Annotated in this window: 20 protein-coding genes; 12 read left to right on the top strand and 8 right to left on the bottom strand. The window is 70.2% G+C overall.

Features of this window, described 5'->3' with window-relative positions:
• The first annotated feature begins 57 nt into the window (after positions 1 to 57).
• Complete coding sequence (locus ASC76_RS12435) at positions 58 to 591, top strand: hypothetical protein (protein WP_056465963.1); 534 nt, start codon at positions 58 to 60, stop codon at positions 589 to 591.
• On the opposite strand, the gene ASC76_RS12430 is transcribed toward ASC76_RS12435, so the two are convergent.
• Together ASC76_RS12430 and ASC76_RS12425 are read right to left on the bottom strand one after the other, a co-directional pair.
• A complete protein-coding gene (locus ASC76_RS12430; RefSeq protein WP_056465960.1) occupies positions 588 to 3491 on the bottom strand; it encodes a tetratricopeptide repeat protein in 2904 nt (967 codons plus the stop codon). The two genes, ASC76_RS12435 and ASC76_RS12430, sit on opposite strands and share 4 nt — an antisense overlap.
• A gap of 48 nt (positions 3492 to 3539) precedes the next feature.
• The gene (locus tag ASC76_RS12425) at positions 3540 to 4349 is read right to left on the bottom strand and encodes a LuxR C-terminal-related transcriptional regulator (protein WP_056465957.1); all 810 of its coding nucleotides are present in this window, start codon (positions 4347 to 4349) and stop codon (positions 3540 to 3542) included.
• A gap of 146 nt (positions 4350 to 4495) precedes the next feature.
• Here ASC76_RS12425 and ASC76_RS12420 point away from each other — a divergent pair, with 146 nt between their 5' ends.
• Genes ASC76_RS12420 through ASC76_RS12410 form a run of 3 tightly spaced genes read left to right on the top strand, consistent with a single transcriptional unit; the run spans position 4496 to position 7009 of the window.
• The gene (locus tag ASC76_RS12420) at positions 4496 to 5350 is read left to right on the top strand and encodes a phytanoyl-CoA dioxygenase family protein (protein ID WP_056465954.1); all 855 of its coding nucleotides are present in this window, start codon (positions 4496 to 4498) and stop codon (positions 5348 to 5350) included.
• A 25-nt stretch (positions 5351 to 5375) separates the two neighbouring features.
• Positions 5376 to 6533 carry an ABC transporter substrate-binding protein gene (locus tag ASC76_RS12415; protein WP_056465951.1) on the top strand — a complete coding sequence of 386 codons (1158 nt, stop codon included), beginning with the start codon at positions 5376 to 5378 and terminating at the stop codon, positions 6531 to 6533.
• A complete protein-coding gene (locus ASC76_RS12410; protein ID WP_235580421.1) occupies positions 6515 to 7009 on the top strand; it encodes a DUF3237 domain-containing protein in 495 nt (164 codons plus the stop codon). Before ASC76_RS12415 ends, ASC76_RS12410 begins: the two co-directional genes overlap by 19 nt.
• 5 nt (positions 7010 to 7014) lie before the next feature.
• On the opposite strand, the gene ASC76_RS12405 is transcribed toward ASC76_RS12410, so the two are convergent.
• The 6 genes from ASC76_RS12405 to ASC76_RS12380 form a co-directional block, all read right to left on the bottom strand.
• Entirely contained in the window at positions 7015 to 7551 is a 537-nt protein-coding gene (locus tag ASC76_RS12405; RefSeq protein WP_056465945.1) for a lipocalin family protein, read from the bottom strand.
• Between the two features lie 25 nt (positions 7552 to 7576).
• Positions 7577 to 8176, bottom strand: coding sequence for a DUF6134 family protein (locus ASC76_RS12400; RefSeq protein WP_056465942.1), 600 nt, complete (start codon positions 8174 to 8176; stop codon positions 7577 to 7579).
• Positions 8173 to 8967 carry a DUF1295 domain-containing protein gene (locus ASC76_RS12395; RefSeq protein WP_056465937.1) on the bottom strand — a complete coding sequence of 265 codons (795 nt, stop codon included), beginning with the start codon at positions 8965 to 8967 and terminating at the stop codon, positions 8173 to 8175. Before ASC76_RS12395 ends, ASC76_RS12400 begins: the two co-directional genes overlap by 4 nt.
• On the bottom strand, positions 8960 to 9535 hold the full coding sequence (locus ASC76_RS12390; RefSeq protein WP_162247117.1) for a DUF2878 domain-containing protein: 576 nt from the start codon (positions 9533 to 9535) through the stop codon (positions 8960 to 8962). Before ASC76_RS12390 ends, ASC76_RS12395 begins: the two co-directional genes overlap by 8 nt.
• A 14-nt stretch (positions 9536 to 9549) precedes the next feature.
• Complete coding sequence (locus ASC76_RS12385) at positions 9550 to 10611, bottom strand: cyclopropane-fatty-acyl-phospholipid synthase family protein (RefSeq protein WP_056465935.1); 1062 nt, start codon at positions 10609 to 10611, stop codon at positions 9550 to 9552.
• Positions 10612 to 10722: 111 nt separating this feature from the next.
• Positions 10723 to 11841 (bottom strand): saccharopine dehydrogenase family protein, encoded by a 1119-nt coding sequence (locus ASC76_RS12380; RefSeq protein WP_056465932.1) that lies wholly within the window; start codon positions 11839 to 11841, stop codon positions 10723 to 10725.
• Positions 11842 to 11960: 119 nt separating this feature from the next.
• Between ASC76_RS12380 and ASC76_RS12375 the strand changes: the two genes are divergently transcribed.
• The 8 genes from ASC76_RS12375 to ASC76_RS12340 all read left to right on the top strand — a co-directional run bounded on the left by ASC76_RS12375 (position 11961) and on the right by ASC76_RS12340 (position 19499).
• Entirely contained in the window at positions 11961 to 12401 is a 441-nt protein-coding gene (locus ASC76_RS12375) for an Lrp/AsnC family transcriptional regulator (protein ID WP_056465929.1), read from the top strand.
• 32 nt (positions 12402 to 12433) lie between these two features.
• On the top strand, positions 12434 to 13069 hold the full coding sequence (locus ASC76_RS12370) for a protocatechuate 3,4-dioxygenase (RefSeq protein WP_157615595.1): 636 nt from the start codon (positions 12434 to 12436) through the stop codon (positions 13067 to 13069).
• Positions 13070 to 13121: 52 nt separating this feature from the next.
• On the top strand, positions 13122 to 13541 hold the full coding sequence (locus ASC76_RS12365; protein WP_056465926.1) for a DsrE family protein: 420 nt from the start codon (positions 13122 to 13124) through the stop codon (positions 13539 to 13541).
• 117 nt (positions 13542 to 13658) lie between these two features.
• Positions 13659 to 15125 carry an HD-GYP domain-containing protein gene (locus ASC76_RS12360; protein ID WP_056467366.1) on the top strand — a complete coding sequence of 489 codons (1467 nt, stop codon included), beginning with the start codon at positions 13659 to 13661 and terminating at the stop codon, positions 15123 to 15125.
• Between the two features lie 13 nt (positions 15126 to 15138).
• Complete coding sequence (locus ASC76_RS12355; protein WP_305815855.1) at positions 15139 to 17232, top strand: bifunctional diguanylate cyclase/phosphodiesterase; 2094 nt, start codon at positions 15139 to 15141, stop codon at positions 17230 to 17232.
• Positions 17233 to 17288: 56 nt separating this feature from the next.
• Complete coding sequence (locus ASC76_RS12350; RefSeq protein WP_056465920.1) at positions 17289 to 18545, top strand: class I SAM-dependent methyltransferase; 1257 nt, start codon at positions 17289 to 17291, stop codon at positions 18543 to 18545.
• Positions 18542 to 18865, top strand: a complete 324-nt coding sequence (locus tag ASC76_RS12345) for a DUF1840 domain-containing protein (RefSeq protein WP_056465917.1) — start codon at positions 18542 to 18544, stop codon at positions 18863 to 18865. The genes ASC76_RS12350 and ASC76_RS12345 overlap by 4 nt, the downstream gene beginning before the upstream one ends.
• A 1-nt stretch (position 18866) precedes the next feature.
• Positions 18867 to 19499, top strand: a complete 633-nt coding sequence (locus ASC76_RS12340; protein WP_056465914.1) for a YbhB/YbcL family Raf kinase inhibitor-like protein — start codon at positions 18867 to 18869, stop codon at positions 19497 to 19499.
• Positions 19500 to 19504 lie beyond the last annotated feature (5 nt).

Genomic DNA, 19504 nt, shown 5'->3' with positions numbered 1-19504 from the left:
GGGGTCGACAGGCCACCGGTGAGTCCGACATGATCGCTCGCCGAGGAGGACGAACCGATGAACAAGTTCCAGATGCTGTGGGCGCCGGGGTTGGCCAGTGCGTTGCTCGTGCTTGGCTGCGCCAACGAAGGTCACATTGCACGCGCGGGCGCGTCGTCTGCCGCACTCCTGCCCGCGTCACCGTGTCCGGGGTCCGACGACCAGGTCGAGCTGAATCAGATCATGGTCCCGGCCCCGCCGGCGTCCGCCTCGGTTCGAGTCGCCCCTGGCAAGGCGCGTGTCGATTGGCAGAAGGGTGGCGTGCGCTGGAAGATCGCCGGCAACCAATATCTGTTCACTGACGACGGCATCACGTTCAAGTCCGCCGTTCCCTATCCGCCCGGTCCGGCAAGCAGCGGCGTGAGCGCCGATCGTTCCAACTACTGGTGGTGCTTCAACCAGTCGACGCAGGGTTCGACCTGGTCGTACACGATCAGGTTCTACGACAAGAACGTGACGCCCCGGAAGGTGTGGTCGTGCGACCCGATCATCGTCAACTTCGATTCGTTGGTGGCCACGCCCAGAGTGCCGGAGACAGTCGAGTGCCGCTAGGGGCGGTCGGCAAGCGCACCGAGCAGTGATCGCGTGCGCGCGAGCGCCTTCCCGAACTCCGATTCGTCCCGCAGATCGTCGAGCTCCCCGGCGATCCGTGACGCCTGCGCCAGCACCTGTTCGGCCCGCTCGGGCCGGCCCCGCAGCGACTCGGCTTCGGCTGTCCCGCACAACAGGATCCCCAGGCTGATTCGATCCGAGACCGCGCGCAGCAGCGCCTCGCCGGTCTCGAGGCAGCTGTCGGCGGCGTCGAACCGCCGCTGGCGCGCGTGCAGACGGCCCAGGTAGCCGAGGAACTGGCCCTCCGAGCGCCGGTCGTGCAGGTCGCGCGCGAGATCGATCGCTTCTTCGTAGTACGTCAATGCCTGCTGCGGTTCGCCGAGCGACTCGGCCACCAGCGCCAGGTTGCATTGGACGATGCAGAGCAGGCGCGCGTGGCCCATCTCCCGCGCCGCCGTCAGCGCGGTTTCCAGTTCGCCGCGCGCCGCACCGGGCGCGCCCTCGGCATAGTGGAGCAGCCCGAGATTGCAGTGCGCGTTGGCTTCCCATTGCCGGTCGCCGAGTTCCCTGGCGATCGCGATGGATTCGAGATAGAGCGGCAGCGCGTCGGCCGGGTCGCCGTGCGTCGCATGCCAACCGGCGAGATTGCCGGCGCTGCCGCCTTCCCAACGTCGGTCGCCGGTTTCACGCGCGATGCGCAGCGCCAGCGCGTAGTGCTCGCGCGCCTCGCGGATGTCGCCGAGCGATTCGCTGAACGAGGCGATCCCGTTCAGCACCGCGCATTCCTGCGAGCGGTCGCCGGTGCGCCGCACCGCTTCGAGCGCGCGGCGGTAGGACCCGCCCGCGTCATCGAGTTGGCCCGCACCGGCCTGCAGCATCGCCAGCGCCTGCAGCGCCCGCGCCTGCAAATCGGGCCGCCCGACGGCCTGTGCGGAATCGATGGCGATCTCGAGCCGTTGCTGCGCCTCGACGGCCGAGCCGCACAGGTGCAGGGCGAGTCCTTCGACCAGATCGACCTGCGCTCGATCGGCGCCTTGCAGCCCCGACATGGTGCGCACGGTGGCGGCGAGCGTCACACCGAGCCGGAACGGCCCCCGCATGCGCAGCGGGCCCCAGGCGCCGTACAGGCATGGCGCAGCGACACCCGGATCGCCGCGTTGCACGGCGCGGCGGCAGGCCGCGACCAGGTTGTCGAGCTCGATGCCACCGGCTTGCGCCGCACGCAGCGGCCCCAGCGCCGCAAAGAATCGACCGTGTCGCTGCAGCGCCGCGCGCTGCGCGTCCGGCCCGCTCCCGGCGAACCGGCCTGCGGTCTGCAAGTGCTCCATCGCGTACTCGCGGACGCTTTCCAGCAGATCGAAGCGATCGTCGCCCAGCGGTCGAACGAAGCTCTTGTCGATCAGCCAGTTCAGCGCATCGATCACGTCGGGCGCGTGTTCGTGGGCGGACAGGTCGAGTACGGCTTCGGCGGATTCGAGCGTGAACCCGCCCTGGAACACCGCCAACTGCGCGAGCGCCGACTTCTCGGGGTCGCTCAGCAACTCCCACGACCAGTCGAACGCGGCTCGCAGGGTGGCCTGGCGGTCCTGCCGCCCGGCGCGCGACCACAGCACGCTGAAGCGCTCGTGCATGCGTTCGAGCAGCGCGCGCGGCGACAGCACCCGCACTCGCGCGGCCGCGAGTTCGATCGCCAGCGGCAAGCCGTCCAGGACCTTGACCAGCTGATGGATCGCGGCCAGATCGTCCGGGCCGGGCGCATAGCCCTGCCGCGCCGACTCGGCGCGCCGCAAGAAGAGCGCCGCGGCATCCGCGCCCGGCAGGGGCACGAGCGCGAGCGTCTCCTCGCCGACGATGCCGAGCACCTCCCGCGTCGTGACGATGAACTGTGCCAGCGGCGCGCGGTCGAGCCAGTGCCCGAGCGTCTCCTCGGCGTGGCGGGCCACCTGCTCGAAGTTGTCGAGCACGACAAGACAACGCCCGCGCCCGGCGATCGCACGACCGAGCTGCACGACCGGATCGGTCTTGCCGAGCGGCACGACCAGCCCCTGCGACACCGCAACGTGGATGCCGTCGACGGTGCGTGCCTGGGACAGGTCGCAGAACCACACGCCGCCCGGGTACTCGCCGAGCCAGCTCCAGGCGAAGCGCGCGACGAACCGCGTCTTGCCGGTCCCGCCCATGCCCAGCACCGACACCAGCCGCGCCCCCTCCTCGAGCTTGCGCGCCAGGACTTGCAGCGGCTCGCTGCGCCCGACGAAGCTGTCGCGTTCGGCGGGCAAACTGTGGCGCACCTCGCGCACCGGCAGCCAGAGGTCGCGCTGGCGCACGACGCGCCAGGATTTCTCCGCATCGGGCGGCGGCGTGAACGGGGCACCGGGCTCGCCGATCTCGAACAGCTCGATCGGCTCGGGCACGCCCTTCAGGCGCCAGTGTCCGTGCGACGACACGCGCAGCGCGGTCGCGCCGAGGGCCGCGCGCGCGTCGCCGGTCAGCAGCGTCTGGCCGCCGAGCGCCGTGGCCATCACGCGGGCGGTGATCGGCTTGACGAGGCCGTCGACCTCGACGCGCTTGGCCCCCAGCGCGGCGTCGTCGGCGCTGGTCTCGCGCAAGGTCATCGCACCGGCGTGAATGCCGACGCGCGCGTTCAGCGGCACACCGAGGGCCGACAGCGCGCGGTGGTAGCCGGCCGCGAAACCGACCGCATCGGCGACCGTCTCGAACAGCGCGAGCAGGCCGTCGGTCTTCTCGATCTCGTGCCCGTGCCAATCCCGCAGCAGGTCGCGGGCGGCGCGGTCGTGTTCGGTCCACAAGCGTGCCATCGCCTCGTCGCCGAGCGCATGCGACAGGCGCGTGCTGTCGACGACATCGGTCAGGAGCAGGGCGCGCAGCGGCACATTCATCGGAGCGGTCGGGGTGGCGCCTGATCTTGGTGGCGCACCGGCCGCGTGTCAACGCGGCGGTTGCCCGGCCAGCGCGAGCGCGTACAGCTCGTTCCGATGGTGGATGCCCAGCCGCTCGAAGGCGCGGTTGCGATAGGTCTTCACCGTCGTCACCGACAGGCCGAGCTCGGCTGCGACGCCGTCGAAGCTCAGGCCGCGCAGCAGCCGCTCGCAGACCGCGCGCTCGCGCGCCGTCAGCGCCGGGCAGAGTTGCTGCAGCCGCTGCGCCGGCGTCAGGTGCGCGCTGCCGAGCTCGATGTGGCGCTGCACGACCGCCATCAGCGTGCCCGCGACATCGAGCACCGTGTCGAGCTCCGCGGGCGCGAAGCGCGGCTGTGCGCGGTGCCGGTACAGGTTGACCGCGAGCAGCGCGCCGTGCGCGTCGCCGCCGCGCTCGGCGGCGACGATCGACAGCCGCTCGCTCAGCGAGTGTGCCGCGTAGATCTGCTCGCGGTGCGCGCGGCCGAAGTCGTCGGCCAGGCAGTGGGTCATCACGGTGCGCGTGTCGCCGCGGCCGGCCTGCGCGCACGCATCGGCGAAATGGGTGTCGTCGCGGTAGACGCCGCTGCGGTAGATGCGCCAGCAGTCGAGCGCGATGTCCGGCACGGCGTGGCTGGCCTGTGCGCAGAGCTGCGGCGGCTGGTCGTCGAAGACGCGGTAGACCGTCCACCACGCGACCGGCAACGCGCGGTTCACCTGGGCCAGCGCGCGGTGGGCGAAGTCCTCGCGCGCGATGCAGCCCACCAGCGCGGGGCCGACATCCCGCTGCACCGCGGGCGCGGCGCGCGTGGGGACGGCAGGGACGGACCAGACTTGCATGGCGCGCACTGTCGCCCGTCGGCCGCCCCGCGACAAGCCCGGGGGAACGCGCAGACGGCGGCGGCCTTGTCCTCTTCGCGGAGGACAGACGGCGCGCCATTCGCACCCTACGCTGCGGCCCAACCCCTGACTTCGGAGACCGCCCGATGAACGCCCACCCGCTCGCCCCCATTCCCGATGCCGATGTCGACGCGTTCTGGCGCGACGGCGTGATCTGCCTGCGCGGCCTGTTCGATGCCGACTGGATCGAGCACATGCGCGCCGCCGTCGAGGACGACCTCGCCCACCCCGGCCCGTTGGCACGCGAGTACGCCACCCAGGCCGGCCAGCGCTTCCTCGGCGACATCGGCGCCTGGGCGGTCAAGCCCGGGCTGCGCAAGTACGTGGAGGAATCGCCCGCTGCCGAGATCGCCGCGCGGATGCTGCGGTCGCGCAAGGTCAACTTCCTGTACGACCAGCTGTTCGTCAAGGAGCCGGGCACCGCGGCGGTCACGCCGTGGCATCAGGACGGGCCGTACTGGCCGGTGCAGGGCGACCAGATCCTGTCGATCTGGCTGGCGCTCGACGACGTCACCGTCCAGTCCAGCGGCGTCGAGTACATCAAGGGCTCGCACCGCTGGGGCCGCGAGTTCCGGCCGATCCACTTCGGCGGCGACACCGAGGCCTACAAGATGCTGCCCGGCGAGACGCTGCCCGACATCGACGCGATCCGCCGCGAGCCCGGCAGCGGCGGTCTGGAGATCGTCAACTGGGACATGAAGGCCGGCGACTGCCTGCTGCACCACAGCATGACGGTGCACGGCGCGCCCGGCAACGCCAGTTCGACGCAGCGTCGCCGCGCGTATGCGACCCGCTGGACCGGCGACGACGTGGTCTACGCGCCGCGCAACGGCCAGGCCAGCATCACGATCGACAAGCCGACGATCCAGCCCGGCGAGCCGATCGACTGTGCAGTGTTTCCCCGCTTGTGGCCGCGCCCGCAAGATAGTTCACTGGCATAACTAAATCACGTCCGGAGACCCTCCAATGACCCGACTCGCTTCCCTGGTCCGCGGCCTGTTCGCCGCCGCCGCGCTAGGCGCCACCGCACTGGCCCAGGCCGACGTCAACGTCGGCGTGATCGTCTCGCTGACCGGCCCGGGCGCGTCGCTGGGCATCCCGGCCGACAACACGTTCAAGCTCTGGCCCACCGAACTCGGCGGGCAGAAGATCAACCTGTTCGTCCTCAACGATGGCACCGATTCGACGACGGCCGCGAAGAACGCGACCAAGCTGATCACCGAGGACAAGGTCGACATCATCGTCGGCCCGTCGCTGACGCCGACCTCGCTCGCGGTGATCGAGGTCGCGGCGCGCTCCGGCGTGCCGGTGATCTCGCTGGCGGGCGGCGGCGCGATCGTCGAGCCGCAGGACGGGCCGCGCCGCTGGGCGTTCAAGATGGCGCCGACCGAGACGATCTCGATCAACGCGGTGCTCGATCACATGCTCAAGAACAACGCGAAGACGGTCGCGACGATCGGCATCGCGACGGCCTACGGCGATGGCTTCTCGAAGGCGATCGAGCGGCTCGCGCCGGCCAAGGGCATCAAAGTCGTCGCGGTCGAGAAGTACGCGCAGGTCGACACCAGCACGACCCCGCAGGTGCTCAAGCTGATGGCCGCGAACCCCGATGCCGTCTACATCTTCAGCGCCGGCACGCCGGGCGCGCTGCCGCACGTCGAGCTGGTCAAGCGCGGCTACAAGGGGCTGATCTACCAGACCCAGGGGGTGGCGAACGCCGACTTCCTGCGGGTCGGCGGCAAGGACCTGGACGGCAGCTTCATGACGGTCGCGCCGGTGCTGGTCGCCGACCAGCTGCCGGACAACAACCCGGTCAAGGCGCCCGGCGTCGATTACGTGAAGCGCTACGAGGCCAAGCACGGCGCCGGTTCGCGCTCGCTGTTCGGCGCGACCGCGTGGGACGCGCAACTGTGGCTCAACGCCGCGATCCCGGTCGCGCTGAAGAAGGGTCAGCCGGGCACCGAGGCGTTCCGCCTCGGGCTGCGCGACGCGATCGAGGGCTTGAAGGAGTTCGTCGGCTCGCAGGGCGTGTTCAACCTGAGCGCCACCGATCACAACGGCGTCGATGCCCGCAGCCAGGTGATGGTCAAGGTCGAAGGCGGGGCGTGGAAGCTGGTGAAGTGAACGCCGCGGTCGATCCGCTCGCCGCGCCGGCACTCGCGCGCTTCGCCGATCTGAGCGTGCAGGTCGCGGCGCCGGTCGAGGTCGGCGCGGTCGGGCATGGCACGCGTCGCGTGATCACGATCCTCGGGGGCACCTGCATCGCGCGCGACTGGACGGCGCGGGTGCTGCCCGGCGGCGCCGACTTCCAGCTGATCGTCAACGAGCGCATGGCGCGGCTCGAAGCGCGCTACGTGCTCGAGACCGATGCCGGCGACCGCATCTACGTGCAGAACGACGCGGTGCGCACCGCTGCGCCGGAGGTGATGGCGCGGCTGGTGCGCGGCGAGCCGGTCGACCCGGCGGACGTGTATTTCCGCTGCGTGCCGCGCTTCGAGGCCAGCGCGCCGGCGCTGCGCTGGCTGATGGAGCGCGTGTTCCTCGGCACCGGGCTGCGCCGGCCGGACGAGGTGGTGATGCGCTTCTTCGAGGTGCTGTAGCCGCGTTACTTGCCGCCCGATTGAGGTACGCGCTGGATCTTCGCCGTGTCGTAGCCCTGCGATCCGACGAACGCGATCAGGCGCTGCAGGTCGGCCTCGGGGATCGTCGGCGTGCGCGCCATGATCCAGACGTAGTCGCGCTTCTCGCGCGCGATCACGGTCTGGGTGTAGTCGGGCGAGAGGTATGCGATCCGGTAGTCGGCCTTGATCGGCCAGATGTACTGCTGGCCCCAGACCGCGCCGCTCGCGTCGAGCACGAAGCCCTTCGAGCCGTAGCTCTTGCGCGGGCCGTCGAAGCCGTCGGCGTTGAAGCTGAAGGTGGTCGGGATCGTGCCGTCCGGCGCGAGCGTGTAGCTGTCCTTCGCGTTGTGCGCACCCTTCTCGAGGAAGGTCGGGATGTTGGCGATCACATACCAGTCGCCCATGAAACGCGGGATGTCGACCTTGGCGACGAGGGCGACGGGCTTCATCGCGGTCTCCGGGCCGCTGGCGCAGCCGGCGAGTGCACCGACGCAGGCCAGGCCGATGAGATGCAGGCGCATGGTGGGGTTCCTTTCAAGTGAGTGTTCATGGCAGCCGATAGCTCAGCTTGCGGCCGCCGGCGACGATCGAGTCGAGCCCGACCCACTCGCCGCGCGGCGTGTACCAGACGACGATCGGCTGCGCCGGGCCGCTGATGCGGAACTCGTTTGCCTCGACCGGCTTGCCGCGCACCTCGACCGAGCCGCTGCCGATGCGCCGCACCTGCACCGACTCGAGCCGGCCGGTCTGCGCGTTGAGCAGGCGGGTCTGGGTCTGGATGGCCGGGTTCCAGTACGCGAAGCTCATCACGCAGCCCTTCAGCGCGTCGGTCTGGTCGACGCGCACGGACTCGGGCTTGCCGTCGTCGTCGGTGGTCGAGTCGAGCGCGGTCAGGCAGTTGCCGCGCCAGTGTTCGATGGCCTGATGGCGGTAGCGGTAGGCGGTGATGCCGAGGAACTTGACCGCGAAGTCGGCGCGGCTGAGCACGCGGCGCTCATCGCCTTCGCCGCTGACGCTGAAGCGGTGCTCGCCGATCGGCTCSCCGTCGAGCAGCGCGCGAAACGTCCACTCGCCGGTCGGGCCCGAGGCCACGGCGGCCGGCAGCGCCACGGCGCCGAGCATAAGCGCCAGCGCGACGCGTTTCATGACGCGTTGCCGCGCTTCGGCGGACCGGGAAAGAACGCGTTGGTGCGGGCGATGTAGTCGCGGTAGGCCGGGCGGCGCTCGGCCATGTCCTTCTCGAGCAGGCTCACGCCCGAGACCTTCAGCAGCAGCACCGTCATCAGGATCGGCGAGACGACCGACCACGCACCGCCCCAGCCCGCGCCGCCCAGCGCCACGAGCCAGAAGCCCCACCAGATGCAGGTCTCGCCGAAGTAGTTCGGATGTCGCGTGTAGCGCCACACGCCGCGGTCCATCACCTGGCCCTTGTTCGCCGGGTCGGCCTTGAAGCGCGACATCTGCGCGTCGCCGATCGCCTCGAACACGATGCCGAACGCGGCCAGCGCCAGGCCGGTGATGTCGAGCGCGCCGAGCGGGCGCGAGCCGGCCATCGCGGCGAAGAACGGCGCCGAGACCGTCCACGCCAGCAACGCCTGCAACGCGAAGACGAGGTACAGGCTTTTGAACGCGAAGTTCGGCTGGTTGCGCGCGCGGATCTCCTGGTAGCGCCGGTCTTCGCCGTGGCCCCAGTTGCGGGCGGTGATGTAGATGCTCAGCCGCAGCGCCCAGGCGACCGCGAGGGTCAGCATCCACCCGCCCCGTGCGCCCGAGGGCGGCAGCAGCGCGAAGTAGACCGCGGCCGCGCCGGTGATGAAGATCGACCAGGTTCGGTCGACCAGGCTCACGTCGTGCTGCACGACGCTGGCGATCCAGGTCAGGAAGCCGAGCGCGGCGATCAGCGCCAGCCCGGCGAGAGCGATCTGCAGCTCAGTCACGCGCAGCCTCCGGCATGCCCACGCCGTCGAAGCGCGTGCCCAGCCACACCAGCGGCGGCAGCGCCACCGCATAGATGCAGGCGAGCGTGGCGAGCGCCGCCGTCTTGTCGATGAAGACGGCGCCGCCGAGCTCCACGCCGCCGGAGAACGCCGCCGGGCCACCGATCGCGCCGAGCAGCGCCGCGAGCCACCAGCGGCCCTTCAGCCAGCGCATCGTCACGTTCAACGCGATCGCGAGCTCGCCCCACAGCGCGACCATCCAGTAGGGCGCGAGCCCGGCGACCGGCTGACCCGACGGGTAGGCCACGTGGCCCTGCATCGCGACCGCGCTCTCGACGACGAGCCCGATCGCGCAGGCCAGCGCGACGAGCACGGCTTCCGGCCCGGGGCGCGCGGACACGCCGAGGTGCCACGCGATCGCGGCGATCACGCAGGTCGTGCCCCACAGCGGCAACTGGTGCGCCGCGCCGAGCACGGCGGCGAACCAGGCCGCCTGGAAGATGACGAAGTTCGCGAGCTGCACGCCCCGCGTCGGCGCGGTCGGTGCGCCGGTGAGGCGGGTCGTCATGGCCGCGGCGAGGTTCATCCGCGTCGGTCGAACAGGTAGTGGCTGACCCACCACTGTCGGCCTTCGTCGTAGCCGAACAGCTCGGCCACCGACATGAAGAACAGCCGCCAGCGCATCCACCAGACGCCCGCCTCCGCGCGGCCGTAGGTCTGCTCGAAGAGGGGCCACAGCGCGTCGCGCTGGTCGTCCATGCGGCGCAGCCAGGCTTCCGAAGTGCGCTGGTAGTGCGTGCCGTCCCAACGCCAGCGGCGTGCCAGACGCAGGTCGTCCTGGCAGTGCAGCGCGAGGTCATCGCTGGGCATCATGCCGCCGGAGAAGAAGTGGCGGCTCATCCAGTCGCTCGCGTCGCGCTCGACGAACGCGTAGGGCGCCTCGCGGTGCGCGAACACGTGCATGAAGAAGCGTCCGCCCGGCCGCAGCCAGGACGCCACCTGCGCGAACGCGCGTGGCCAGTTGCGCAGGTGCTCGAACATCTCGACCGAGACGACGCGGTCGAAGCGCTGGTCGGTGTCGAACGCGTTGATGTCCTGCGTGAGCACGCGCAGGTTGGTCAGGCCGCGCTGAGCTGCCTGGGCCTCGATGTATTCGCGCTGCGAGTGCGAGTTCGACAGCGCGGTGATCCGGCTGGCCGGGTAGCGCTCGGCCATCCACAGGCTCAGCGAGCCCCAGCCGCAGCCGAGCTCGAGGATCTGCTGGCCGTCCTGCAGATCGGCGCGCTCGCAGGTGATCGCCAGCGCGGCCGCCTCGGCCTGCGCGAGCGTGTGCACCGGCTCGCCCGTGCCCGGCTCGCCCCAGTAGCAGCTGCTGTACTTGCGGTGCGTGCCGAGCACGGCGCCGAAGAACTCGGCCGGCACCTCGTAGTGCTGTTCGTTGGCCTTCTCGGGCAGCAGCGCGAGCGGGGCACCGCGCAGTTCGTCGACGAAGGATTGCGTCAGCGTGGCGACGGCGGCCGGATCCCCGCTGTGCAACTCGCTCAGCCTCGCCTTCAGCAGGCGGCGGATGCCGAGCCGCACGACCCGGTCGGGTACGAGCCCTTGTTCAACCCAGTTGACTGCGACGGCGGTGCTGTCGGCCATTCAGCGCTCCTGTTCCGGCCGGCCGAAGGGCCAGCTCGCGGATTCGATACGCCGACTCTAGCCGATCGGATGCATTTCTGCACCGATCGGTCACAAAATGACCTAAACAGTCTACGCGGCGTGCGCCAGCGCGTCGGCGGCGTAGACCTGGCCGAAGCGATTGCCCAGGAACGCGGCGAGCGGCACGTCCTCCTGGCGCACGAAGCCGGCGGTGGGCAAGGCCCCGGAGGCCAGCATGTCCAGCATCGCGCACAGGCTCGACGCCGTGGTGATCTGGATCGCGCTGCGCATCTTGCCGGCCAGCACGTGGCTGTAGACCTTGCGGGCGTAGGTCTCCTGTTGCAGCCGGCCGTCGCGCGGGCCGGAGACGGTGACGAACACGATCACGACGTCCTGCATCGTGGCCGGCAGGGCCTGCTCGAGGATGTCCTTGAGCACTCCGCGCCGGTCCTTCAGCCGCAGGTCGTGGAGCAGCGCCTTCATGATCGCGGCGTGGCCGGGGTAGCGGATCGTCCGGTAGTTCAGCGTGCGGACCTTGCCGGCCAGCGTCTCGCACAGCGTGCCGAGGCCGCCGCTGGTGTTGAAGGCTTCGTAGAGCACGCCGTCGAGCGAGAACTCCTCGCGTTCCTCGAGCGCCGGCACCTCGCGCACCGCGCCGTCGACGATCGCCTCGCACGGCTCGCAGTACTCGTTGATGACGCCCTCGGTGCTCCAGGTCAGGTTGTAGTTCAGCGCGTTGCTCGGGTAGGCGGGCAGCGCGCCGACGCGCATGCGCACCGAGTCGAGCGAATCGAACTGGCGCGCCAGGTCGGCCGCGACGATCGAGATGAAGCCCGGCGCCAGGCCGCATTGCGGGATGAACGCGGTGGGCGCGCCCTGCGACAGCCCTCGGATCGCGCGGGTGCTGGCCACGTCCTCGGTGAGGTCCAGGTAGTGGACGCCGGCGGCGCGCGCGGCCTGCGCGATCTGCAGCGTCAGGTGGAACGGCGCCGCGCTGAGCACCGCGAACCGGCCGGCAAGTGCCGCCTGCAGTTGCGCGGGGTCGTTGACATCGAGCACCAGCGTCGACAGGCGCGCGGATCGGCGCGGATCGGCGGCGATCCCGGCCAGCAGCGTGGCCGACCGATCGGCCACGGTGACCCGGTAGCCGCCGGCCTCCGGGGTGTCGACGAGCAGGTCGGCCACGACCGCGCCGATCTTGCCGGCGCCGATGACGAGGATGTTGTGCATGGAAGCCTCCGTGGGCGGGGTGATGGCGAGATTTTGCGAGGCGATGCTGCAGAATGCATCTGGCAGCCAGACGATTCGCGGTCCATACTTCGGCAGATCGCAGGCCTTATTAAGACAAAGTGACCAGAACTGCCCTCGACCCGACCGATGTCGCGCTGCTCGCGCTGCTGCGCGACGATGCCCGCGCGCCCACCGTGGAACTGGCGCGCAAGCTGAAGTTGTCGCGCACCACGGTGCAGAGCCGCATGGAGCGGCTGCAGCGCCAGCAGGTCATCGCCGGCTACACCGTCGTCGTGCCCGACGAGCTCGAAGCCGACCTGGTGCGTGCCCACGTGCTGATCACCTTGGCGCCCAAGCGCAGCGGGGCCATCGAGGTGGCGCTGCGGAAGATCCCCGAGGTGCGCGTGCTGCACTCGGTCAGCGGACCGTTCGATCTGATCGCGATCGTCGCCGCCGCGTCGATCGGCGAGCTCGACGCGCTGATCGACCGCATTGGCGGGCTCGACGGCGTCGAGCGCACGACCTCGGCGATCGTGCTGTCGACGCGGATACAGCGCTAGCGTCGGCACGGCCGCCGCACAATGCCGGCACGATGAAGCGCCACCCGCAGCCCACCCGCCGTACCGCCCTCGGCCGGATCGCGGTGCTCGCGATCCCGGCATTGCTGGCCGGCCGAACCGCGCGGTCTGCCGAGCTGCTGCGCCTCACGCCGGCCCAGACCGAAGGCCCGTTCTACCCGGTCGAGTTGCCGGCCGACACCGACTTCGACCTGCTGCGCCAGGGTGACCTGCGCTACCCGCGCGGCCAGCCGAGCTGGCTCGACGGCACGGTGCGCGACCTAGAGGGCCGGCCGGTGCGCGGCGCGAGCGTCGAGATCTGGCAATGCGATGCGGACGGCCACTACAGCCACCCGCGCGATGGCGGCCGCGCCGACCCGGCGTTCCAGTCGTTCGGACGCGTCGCGGTCGATGCGCAGGGGCGCTTTCGCTTCCACACGATCCGGCCGGTCGCGTACAGCGGCCGCACGCCGCACATCCATGTGAAGGTCAGGCTGGCCCAGCGCACGCTGCTGACGACCCAGCTGTATGTCGAAGGCGACCCCGGCAACGACCGCGACCCGCTGTGGCGCAGCCTGCGCGACCCGCTGGACCGCGCCGCGCTGACGGTGCCGTTCACGCCCGCGGCGGACGGCCTGCGCGCGGCCTTTCCGATCGTCGTGGCGGCCTGAACGCCGGCGGCGCGAGAATGGGCGCCCCATCGATCCGCGACCGAGGTCTGCCATGCGCCGTTCGTTCCTTGCCTTCGCTGCGGCGCTTGCCGCCGCGCCGCTGCTCGCCACTGCCCAGACAGCCGCGACGCCGACCCGCGTCGTCGTCCAGGTCAGCGAGGGCGACCCGGCGCGCTGGAACCTGGTGCTGAACAACGTCAAGAACCTGCAGGACGAACTGGGCGCGGACAAGGTCACCGTCGAAATCGTGGCCTACGGCCCCGGCATCGGGATGCTCAAGCTCGACGCACCGACGAACTCGCGCGTGACCGACGCTATCAAGGCCGGCGTCGCGGTGCAGGCCTGCGAAAACACGATGCGAAACCAGAAGATCGCGCGGGCCGACATGCATCCGAACGTAACTTATGTTCCAGCGGGCGTTGTCCAGATCATTCGGCGCCAGCAGGAGGGCTGGTCCTACTTGCGTCCGTAGCGCGTGATTTAAGGCGCCGGCGGGCGGGAGGCCGGTGGGCGGCGATTCAAGTCGGTCAGGGGCTCGCCGATATCCCCGACAAGCCGCGTGAACCCGTTGTTCACGCGCCCCGAACCGATGAAACCTGCCACCGCCAAGGAACTGATCGAGGTCGACGACCTCCGCGTCGGCATGTTCGTGCACCTCGACATGAGCTGGATGTCGCACCCGTTCCCGCTCGGCAGCTTCAAGATTGCCAACGAGGAGCAGGTCGCGACGATCCGCTCGCTGGGCGTGCAACGGGTACGCTGGAGCCCGACCCAGAGCGATGCCTTGCCGCCGGTCGAATCGACCGGCTGGACGCGGCCGGCGCCGCTCGAGGGCGATGCGCCGGTCGACGATCCCGACAGCGCCGCACCGGCCCCCGCAATCGGCGCCGCCGACGCCGTGCCCTTGCAGTCCGGTGTCGACATCACGATCACGCCGTCCGAGAAGTTCGCCGCGGTGGGCACCGTCACCGCTGCCGGCGCGCTGCACGGTCAGGCCCCGGCCGAATCGCCCGAACAGCAGATCCGCAGCGCCCACAGGCGCCGCCTGGCGCGCGAGCGCGCCGCGCTGCAGCACTGCGAGAACCAGTACAGCGAGGCCGCACGCGATTGCCGGCACGTGACCGAGCTGGTCGTCTCGCGCCCGGCCGAGGCGCGTGCGCAGGCCGAGCAGCTGTCGAAGGCGCTGGTCGACAAGATGATCGGGGAGCACGAGCTGTGCATCCGGCTGCTGTCGGATGCCGCGGGCGACAAGGCCTCGATGCATGCGATGAACGTCACGATCATCTCGATGCTGATGGGCCGCACCTTCGGCCTGGGCGAGAGCGACATGCTCGACCTCGGTGTCGGCGCGATGCTGCACGACATCGGCAAGCTCGAACTGCCGGACCGGGTACGCCACCGCGAGGACCACTTCAGCGGCTCCGAGCTGCGCTTCTATGAAGAGCATGTCGCGCACGGCGTGACCCACGCGCGCAAGATGGGGCTGTCGGCCGGCGCGACGCTGGTGATCGCGCAGCACCACGAGCACGCCGACGGCAGCGGCTTCCCGCTGCGCCTGAATACCGACCGCATGACCGCGGCGGCGCGCATCGTCTCGCTGGTCAACCGCTACGACAACCTGTGCAACCCGCATGTCGCCGCCAGGGCCCTGACGCCGCACGAGTCGCTGTCGCTGCTGTTCGCGCAGGGCAAGACCAAGTTCGACACCGCGATCCTCGGCGCCTTCATCCGGATGATGGGCGTGTACCCGGCCGGCTCGACCGTGCAGCTCACCGACGACCGCTACGCGATGGTCGTGGGCGTCAACTCCACCCGCCCGCTGAAGCCGCGGGTGCTGGTGCACGAGCCCAAGGTGCCGCGCGACGAGGCGCTGGTGCTCGACCTCGAGACCGCGCAGGGCCTGGGCATCCGCCGCAGCATCAAGCCGGCGCAGCTGCCGGTGAACTCGCTCGAGTACCTGGCGCCGCGCCCGCGCGTCGCGTACTTCTTCGAGCCGGTGCTGGCCGCCAATGACGGCGTGGACGACGGCGCCGTCGCGCGCCCGCTCGCTGCCTGATAGAAACGTTCCCGTGAACCGCGATCTCGTGGTGTCCCTTCCGCCCACTGCGGCACCCACGGGTTGGGTTCGGCTGATCGAAGCGATGCTCGACGCGGTGTGGCTGGTGAACGCGGAGTCGCTGCACGTCGTCGCGGCCAACCATGCCGCCGGCGAGCTGATGGCGATGGCGCCGTCGCAGCTGGTGGGCAAGGACGTGATCGAGCTGGCGACCACGCCCGAGGACCTGTTCTTCTGGGGCGAGGTGGCGCAGGGCCTGTCCGACTCGATCGAATCCGACACGCTGGTCAACGACACCCACGGCGTGACCCATGCGGTCACGCGCCGGGTCAGCCGCGTGCAGGCGGGCGGCGAGCCACCGTATTTCGTGGTCGTGCTGCACGACCGCAGCGAACAGCAGCGGATCGAGCGCGAGCTCGAGGGCGCCTCGGCGGATCTGCGCGCGACGCTCGAATCGACGCAGGACGGCATCCTGGTCACCGACTTGGTCGGCCGCATCCGCAACTTCAACCAGCGCTTCGCGGCGCTGTGGCAGATCCCGCCGGACATGCTGCTCCAGCGCGACGACGACGCGGTGCTCGAATGGATGCGCCGCAGCGTCGGCGACGCGCCCGGCTACATGCGACGCCTGGCCGCGATCGACGACGCGACGATGCTGCAGGCGACCGACGTGCTGCGCCTGCACAGCGGGCGCGTGCTGGAGCGCGTGACGCGGCCGCAGTGCATGCACGGCCGGCCGATCGGCCGCGTCTACTCGTTCCATGACATCACCGAACGGCTCGAGGCCAACGAGCGGATCGAGACCCTGTCGTACACCGACGCGCTGACCGGCCTGCCGAACCGGCGCCTGCTGGCCGACCGCGCCGAGATCGCGATTGCGCAGGCGCGGCGCGACGGCACGCCGTTCTCGCTGTTGTTCCTGAACCTGGACCGCTTCAACCACATCAACGAGACGCTCGGCCGCGTCTATGGTGACCGCGTGCTGCTCGACGTGGGCGACCGCATTAAGACCTGCGTGCGCCAGGTCGACACCGTCGCCCGGCTGGGGAGCGACGAGTTCGTCGTGCTCGTCAACCAGGCCGACAGCCGCGCCGCCGAGACCACCGCGTGGCGCATGCTCGACGCGCTGAAGCAGCCGTTCTCGCAGGGCGGCATGAGCTTCACGGTGACGGCCAGCATCGGCATCGCGCTGTACCCGACCGACGGCGCGTCGATGGACGAACTGATGCGCCGCGCCGATGCCGCGATGCGCGAGGTCAAGCACGCCGGCCGTGCCGCGTTCCGCTTCCACCGGGACCGGCCCGAGGCCGACCACGGCGTCTCCCGCTCACGCATGCGGCTCGACCACGCGATGCGGCTGGCGCTCGCCAACGAACGCTTTCGCCTGCACTACCAGCCCCAGGTCGACCTGAACACCGGCGCAGTGATCGGCGCCGAGGCACTGATCCGCTGGCGCGATCCGGAGCTGGGCGAGGTCTCGCCGGGCGAGTTCATCCCGGTCGCGGAAGAAAGCGGCTTCATCGTCGCACTCGGCGACTGGGTGCTCAAGCACGCCGTCACCCAGGCAGCGCGCTGGGATGAGGCCGGGCTGGCGATGCCGGTTTCGGTCAACGTCTCGGCGCTGCAGTTCCAGCAGCCGGGCTTCGTCGACGGCGTGGCGCAGGCGCTGCGCGAGGCCGGCCTGCCGCCGCACCTGCTCGAACTCGAACTGACCGAATCGATCCTGGTGCAGGACGCGCAGGACGCGATGCTGCGCCTGCAGGCGCTCGCGCAGCTCGGCGTGAAGCTCGCGATCGACGATTTCGGCACCGGCTACTCGAGCCTGGCCTACCTGAAGCGCTTTCCGATCGGGCGGCTCAAGATCGACCGCAGCTTCGTCAGCGGCCTGCCCGCCGAGGAGAGCGATGTCGCGTTGGTCCACGCCATCATCCACATGGGGCAGGCCCTGCGGCTGCAGGTGATCGCCGAGGGCGTCGAGACCGAGGCCCAGCGCGAGTGCCTGCGCGTCGCGGGCTGCGACCTGTTCCAGGGCTTCCTGTACGCCCCGGCACTCGACGTGCCCGCGTTCGAAGCCCGCATCGGCTTCGTCGGTCCGGCCCGGGACTGAGCCGGCGCAAGCGCCGCAGAGTCAACTTTTGTACAGTCGAACCCGGAGGTTCGACGATGAAAGTCATGGACTCGTTGCTGGAGCACAAGCTCGACCAGCTGACCCTGCCGCTCGCGGTGGTGCTCCCGGACGGGCACCGCATCGGCGCGGCCGACGCCGTGATCACGATCCGCCTGAAGCAGATGTCGTCGCTCGCGCACATCGCCGCCGGCGAGGTCGGCAAGGTCGCGCAGGACTATGTCGAGGACCGGCTCGACTTCGACGGCAGCGTGCGCGACCTGATGGTCATCGCCGCGCAGATGATCGGCAACGACCCGACCCAGGACAGCGGCGGCAGCGCCACGCTGAACTGGTGGCGCGAGATCCGGCTGAACGCGCGCTCGCGGGCGCGCCACCAGGTCCATGCCGATGCGCAGCAGATCCAGTTCCACTACGACGTGTCCGACGCGTTCTACGAACTCTGGCTCGATCCGAAGCGTCTTTACTCCTGCGCCTACTTCGCGGCGCCGGACATGGACCTCGGGCAGGCCCAGCAGGCCAAGCTCGACCACATCTGCCGCAAGCTGCTGCTGCACCCGGGCGAGCGCTTTCTCGACATCGGTGCCGGCTGGGGCGGCCTGCTGCTGTGGGCGGCCGAGCACTACGGCGTGCGCGGCCACGGCATCACGCTCAGCCGCAACCAGCACGCGCACGTGAACCAGCTGATCGAGGAGCGCGGCTTGGGTGGCCGCGTCACGATGGAACTGATGGACTACCGCGAGTTGCCCGAGGACGACCCGTACGACAAGATCGCCTCGGTCGGCATGTTCGAGCATGTCGGGCGGGCGCAGATGCCCGATTACTTCGCAAAGATCCACCGCCTGCTCAAGCCCGGCGGCCTGCTGATGAACCACGGCATCACCGCCGGCGGCACGCGCAACCACCAGCTCGGCGCCGGCATGGGCGAGTTCATCGAGCGCTACATCTTCCCCGGCGGCGAGCTGCTGCACGTGTCGAAGGTGACCGAGACGATGAGCGAGGCGCAGCTCGAGCCGCTCGACCTCGAGAACCTGCGCCCGCACTACGCGCGCACGTTGTGGGCGTGGAGCGATGCGCTGGAGGCCAACCTCGCGAAGGCGCGCGAGCTGACGCGCGAGAGCGTCGTGCGCGCCTACCGCCTGTACCTGGCCGGCAGCGCGATGGGCTTCGAGCAGGGCTGGATGGCGCTGTTCCAGATGCTGGCGGCGAGGCCCAGCGGGCACGTCGACCAGGGCCCGATGCGGGGCGCACAATCGCAATTCCCGTTCAACCGCGCCTACATGTACCGACCATGATCTACAAGTTCAAATCCAAGGCCGCCGGCGACGTCATCATGATGGGCCCGGCCGGCGACGATGTGCTCAAGCTGATCGGCAAGTCGCCGGCGGCGCAGGGCATCATCGAGAGCGGCTCGATGAGCGGCGCGATCGCCGCGATCGAGCAGGCGGTCGCTGCCGACGAGGCTGCGCGCGCGCAGGCCGAGAAGGACGCGGCGGCCGAAGGCGCGAAGCTCGCGCCGCGCGAGGGGGTGACGCTGCGCCAGCGCGCCTGGCCGCTGGTGGAGATGATGAAGCGCTCGATGGGCGAGGGCGCCGACATCGTGTGGGGTGTCTGAGATGAAGCTCTGGAGCGACAGCTTTATCAACGGGGAGCGCATCCCCACCGTCTATGCCGCCGGCCGGCCCGATGTGGCCCAGGGCGTGACCTTCTCCGACAACATCAGCCCGCACCTGGCGTGGAGCGAGGTCCCGACCGGCACGAAGTCGTTCGCGCTGATCTGCCATGACTTCGACGTGCCGAGCCAGGGCGACGATGTCAACAAGCCCGATCGCGAAGTGCCGGCCGACCTGCCGCGCGTCGACTTCTTCCACTGGGTGATGGTCGACATGCCGGCCACGCTGGCCGAGCTCGCCGAGGGTCAGTTCAGCCGCGGGTTCACGCCGCGCGGCAAGCCCGGCCCCGCCGTGGCGGCCCTGCCCGGTGCGCGCCACGGCCTGAACGACTACACCGGCTGGTTCGCCGCCAACGCCGACATGGCCGGCGACTACTTCGGCTATGACGGCCCGTTCCCGCCGTTCAACGACTCGCTGATCCACCACTACGTGTTCACGGTCTACGCGCTGTCGATCGCGCGGGCGCCGGTCGAGGGCCATTTCACCGGCGCGCAGGTGCGCCAGGCGATCTACCCGCACATCCTCGCCGAGGCCACGCACTCGGGCACCTACACGCTGAACAAACGCCTGATCTGATCGCG

The organism is Rhizobacter sp. Root404 (assembly GCF_001425865.1).
GTDB lineage: Bacteria > Pseudomonadota > Gammaproteobacteria > Burkholderiales > Burkholderiaceae_C > LMDS01.
Note: the sequence above shows the minus strand (reverse complement) of the source record. Positions and strands in the feature narration are given on the sequence as shown.

Coding starts and splice junctions, on each gene's coding strand:
- ASC76_RS12435 (WP_056465963.1), top strand. CDS start 58: ATGAACAAGTTCCAGATGCTGTGGGCGCCGGGGTTGGCCAGTGCGTTG.
- ASC76_RS12430 (WP_056465960.1), bottom strand. CDS start 3,491: ATGAATGTGCCGCTGCGCGCCCTGCTCCTGACCGATGTCGTCGACAGC.
- ASC76_RS12425 (WP_056465957.1), bottom strand. CDS start 4,349: ATGCAAGTCTGGTCCGTCCCTGCCGTCCCCACGCGCGCCGCGCCCGCG.
- ASC76_RS12420 (WP_056465954.1), top strand. CDS start 4,496: ATGAACGCCCACCCGCTCGCCCCCATTCCCGATGCCGATGTCGACGCG.
- ASC76_RS12415 (WP_056465951.1), top strand. CDS start 5,376: ATGACCCGACTCGCTTCCCTGGTCCGCGGCCTGTTCGCCGCCGCCGCG.
- ASC76_RS12405 (WP_056465945.1), bottom strand. CDS start 7,551: ATGCGCCTGCATCTCATCGGCCTGGCCTGCGTCGGTGCACTCGCCGGC.
- ASC76_RS12390 (WP_162247117.1), bottom strand. CDS start 9,535: ATGACGACCCGCCTCACCGGCGCACCGACCGCGCCGACGCGGGGCGTG.
- ASC76_RS12385 (WP_056465935.1), bottom strand. CDS start 10,611: ATGGCCGACAGCACCGCCGTCGCAGTCAACTGGGTTGAACAAGGGCTC.
- ASC76_RS12380 (WP_056465932.1), bottom strand. CDS start 11,841: ATGCACAACATCCTCGTCATCGGCGCCGGCAAGATCGGCGCGGTCGTG.
- ASC76_RS12370 (WP_157615595.1), top strand. CDS start 12,434: ATGAAGCGCCACCCGCAGCCCACCCGCCGTACCGCCCTCGGCCGGATC.
- ASC76_RS12365 (WP_056465926.1), top strand. CDS start 13,122: ATGCGCCGTTCGTTCCTTGCCTTCGCTGCGGCGCTTGCCGCCGCGCCG.
- ASC76_RS12360 (WP_056467366.1), top strand. CDS start 13,659: ATGAAACCTGCCACCGCCAAGGAACTGATCGAGGTCGACGACCTCCGC.
- ASC76_RS12350 (WP_056465920.1), top strand. CDS start 17,289: ATGAAAGTCATGGACTCGTTGCTGGAGCACAAGCTCGACCAGCTGACC.
- ASC76_RS12345 (WP_056465917.1), top strand. CDS start 18,542: ATGATCTACAAGTTCAAATCCAAGGCCGCCGGCGACGTCATCATGATG.
- ASC76_RS12340 (WP_056465914.1), top strand. CDS start 18,867: ATGAAGCTCTGGAGCGACAGCTTTATCAACGGGGAGCGCATCCCCACC.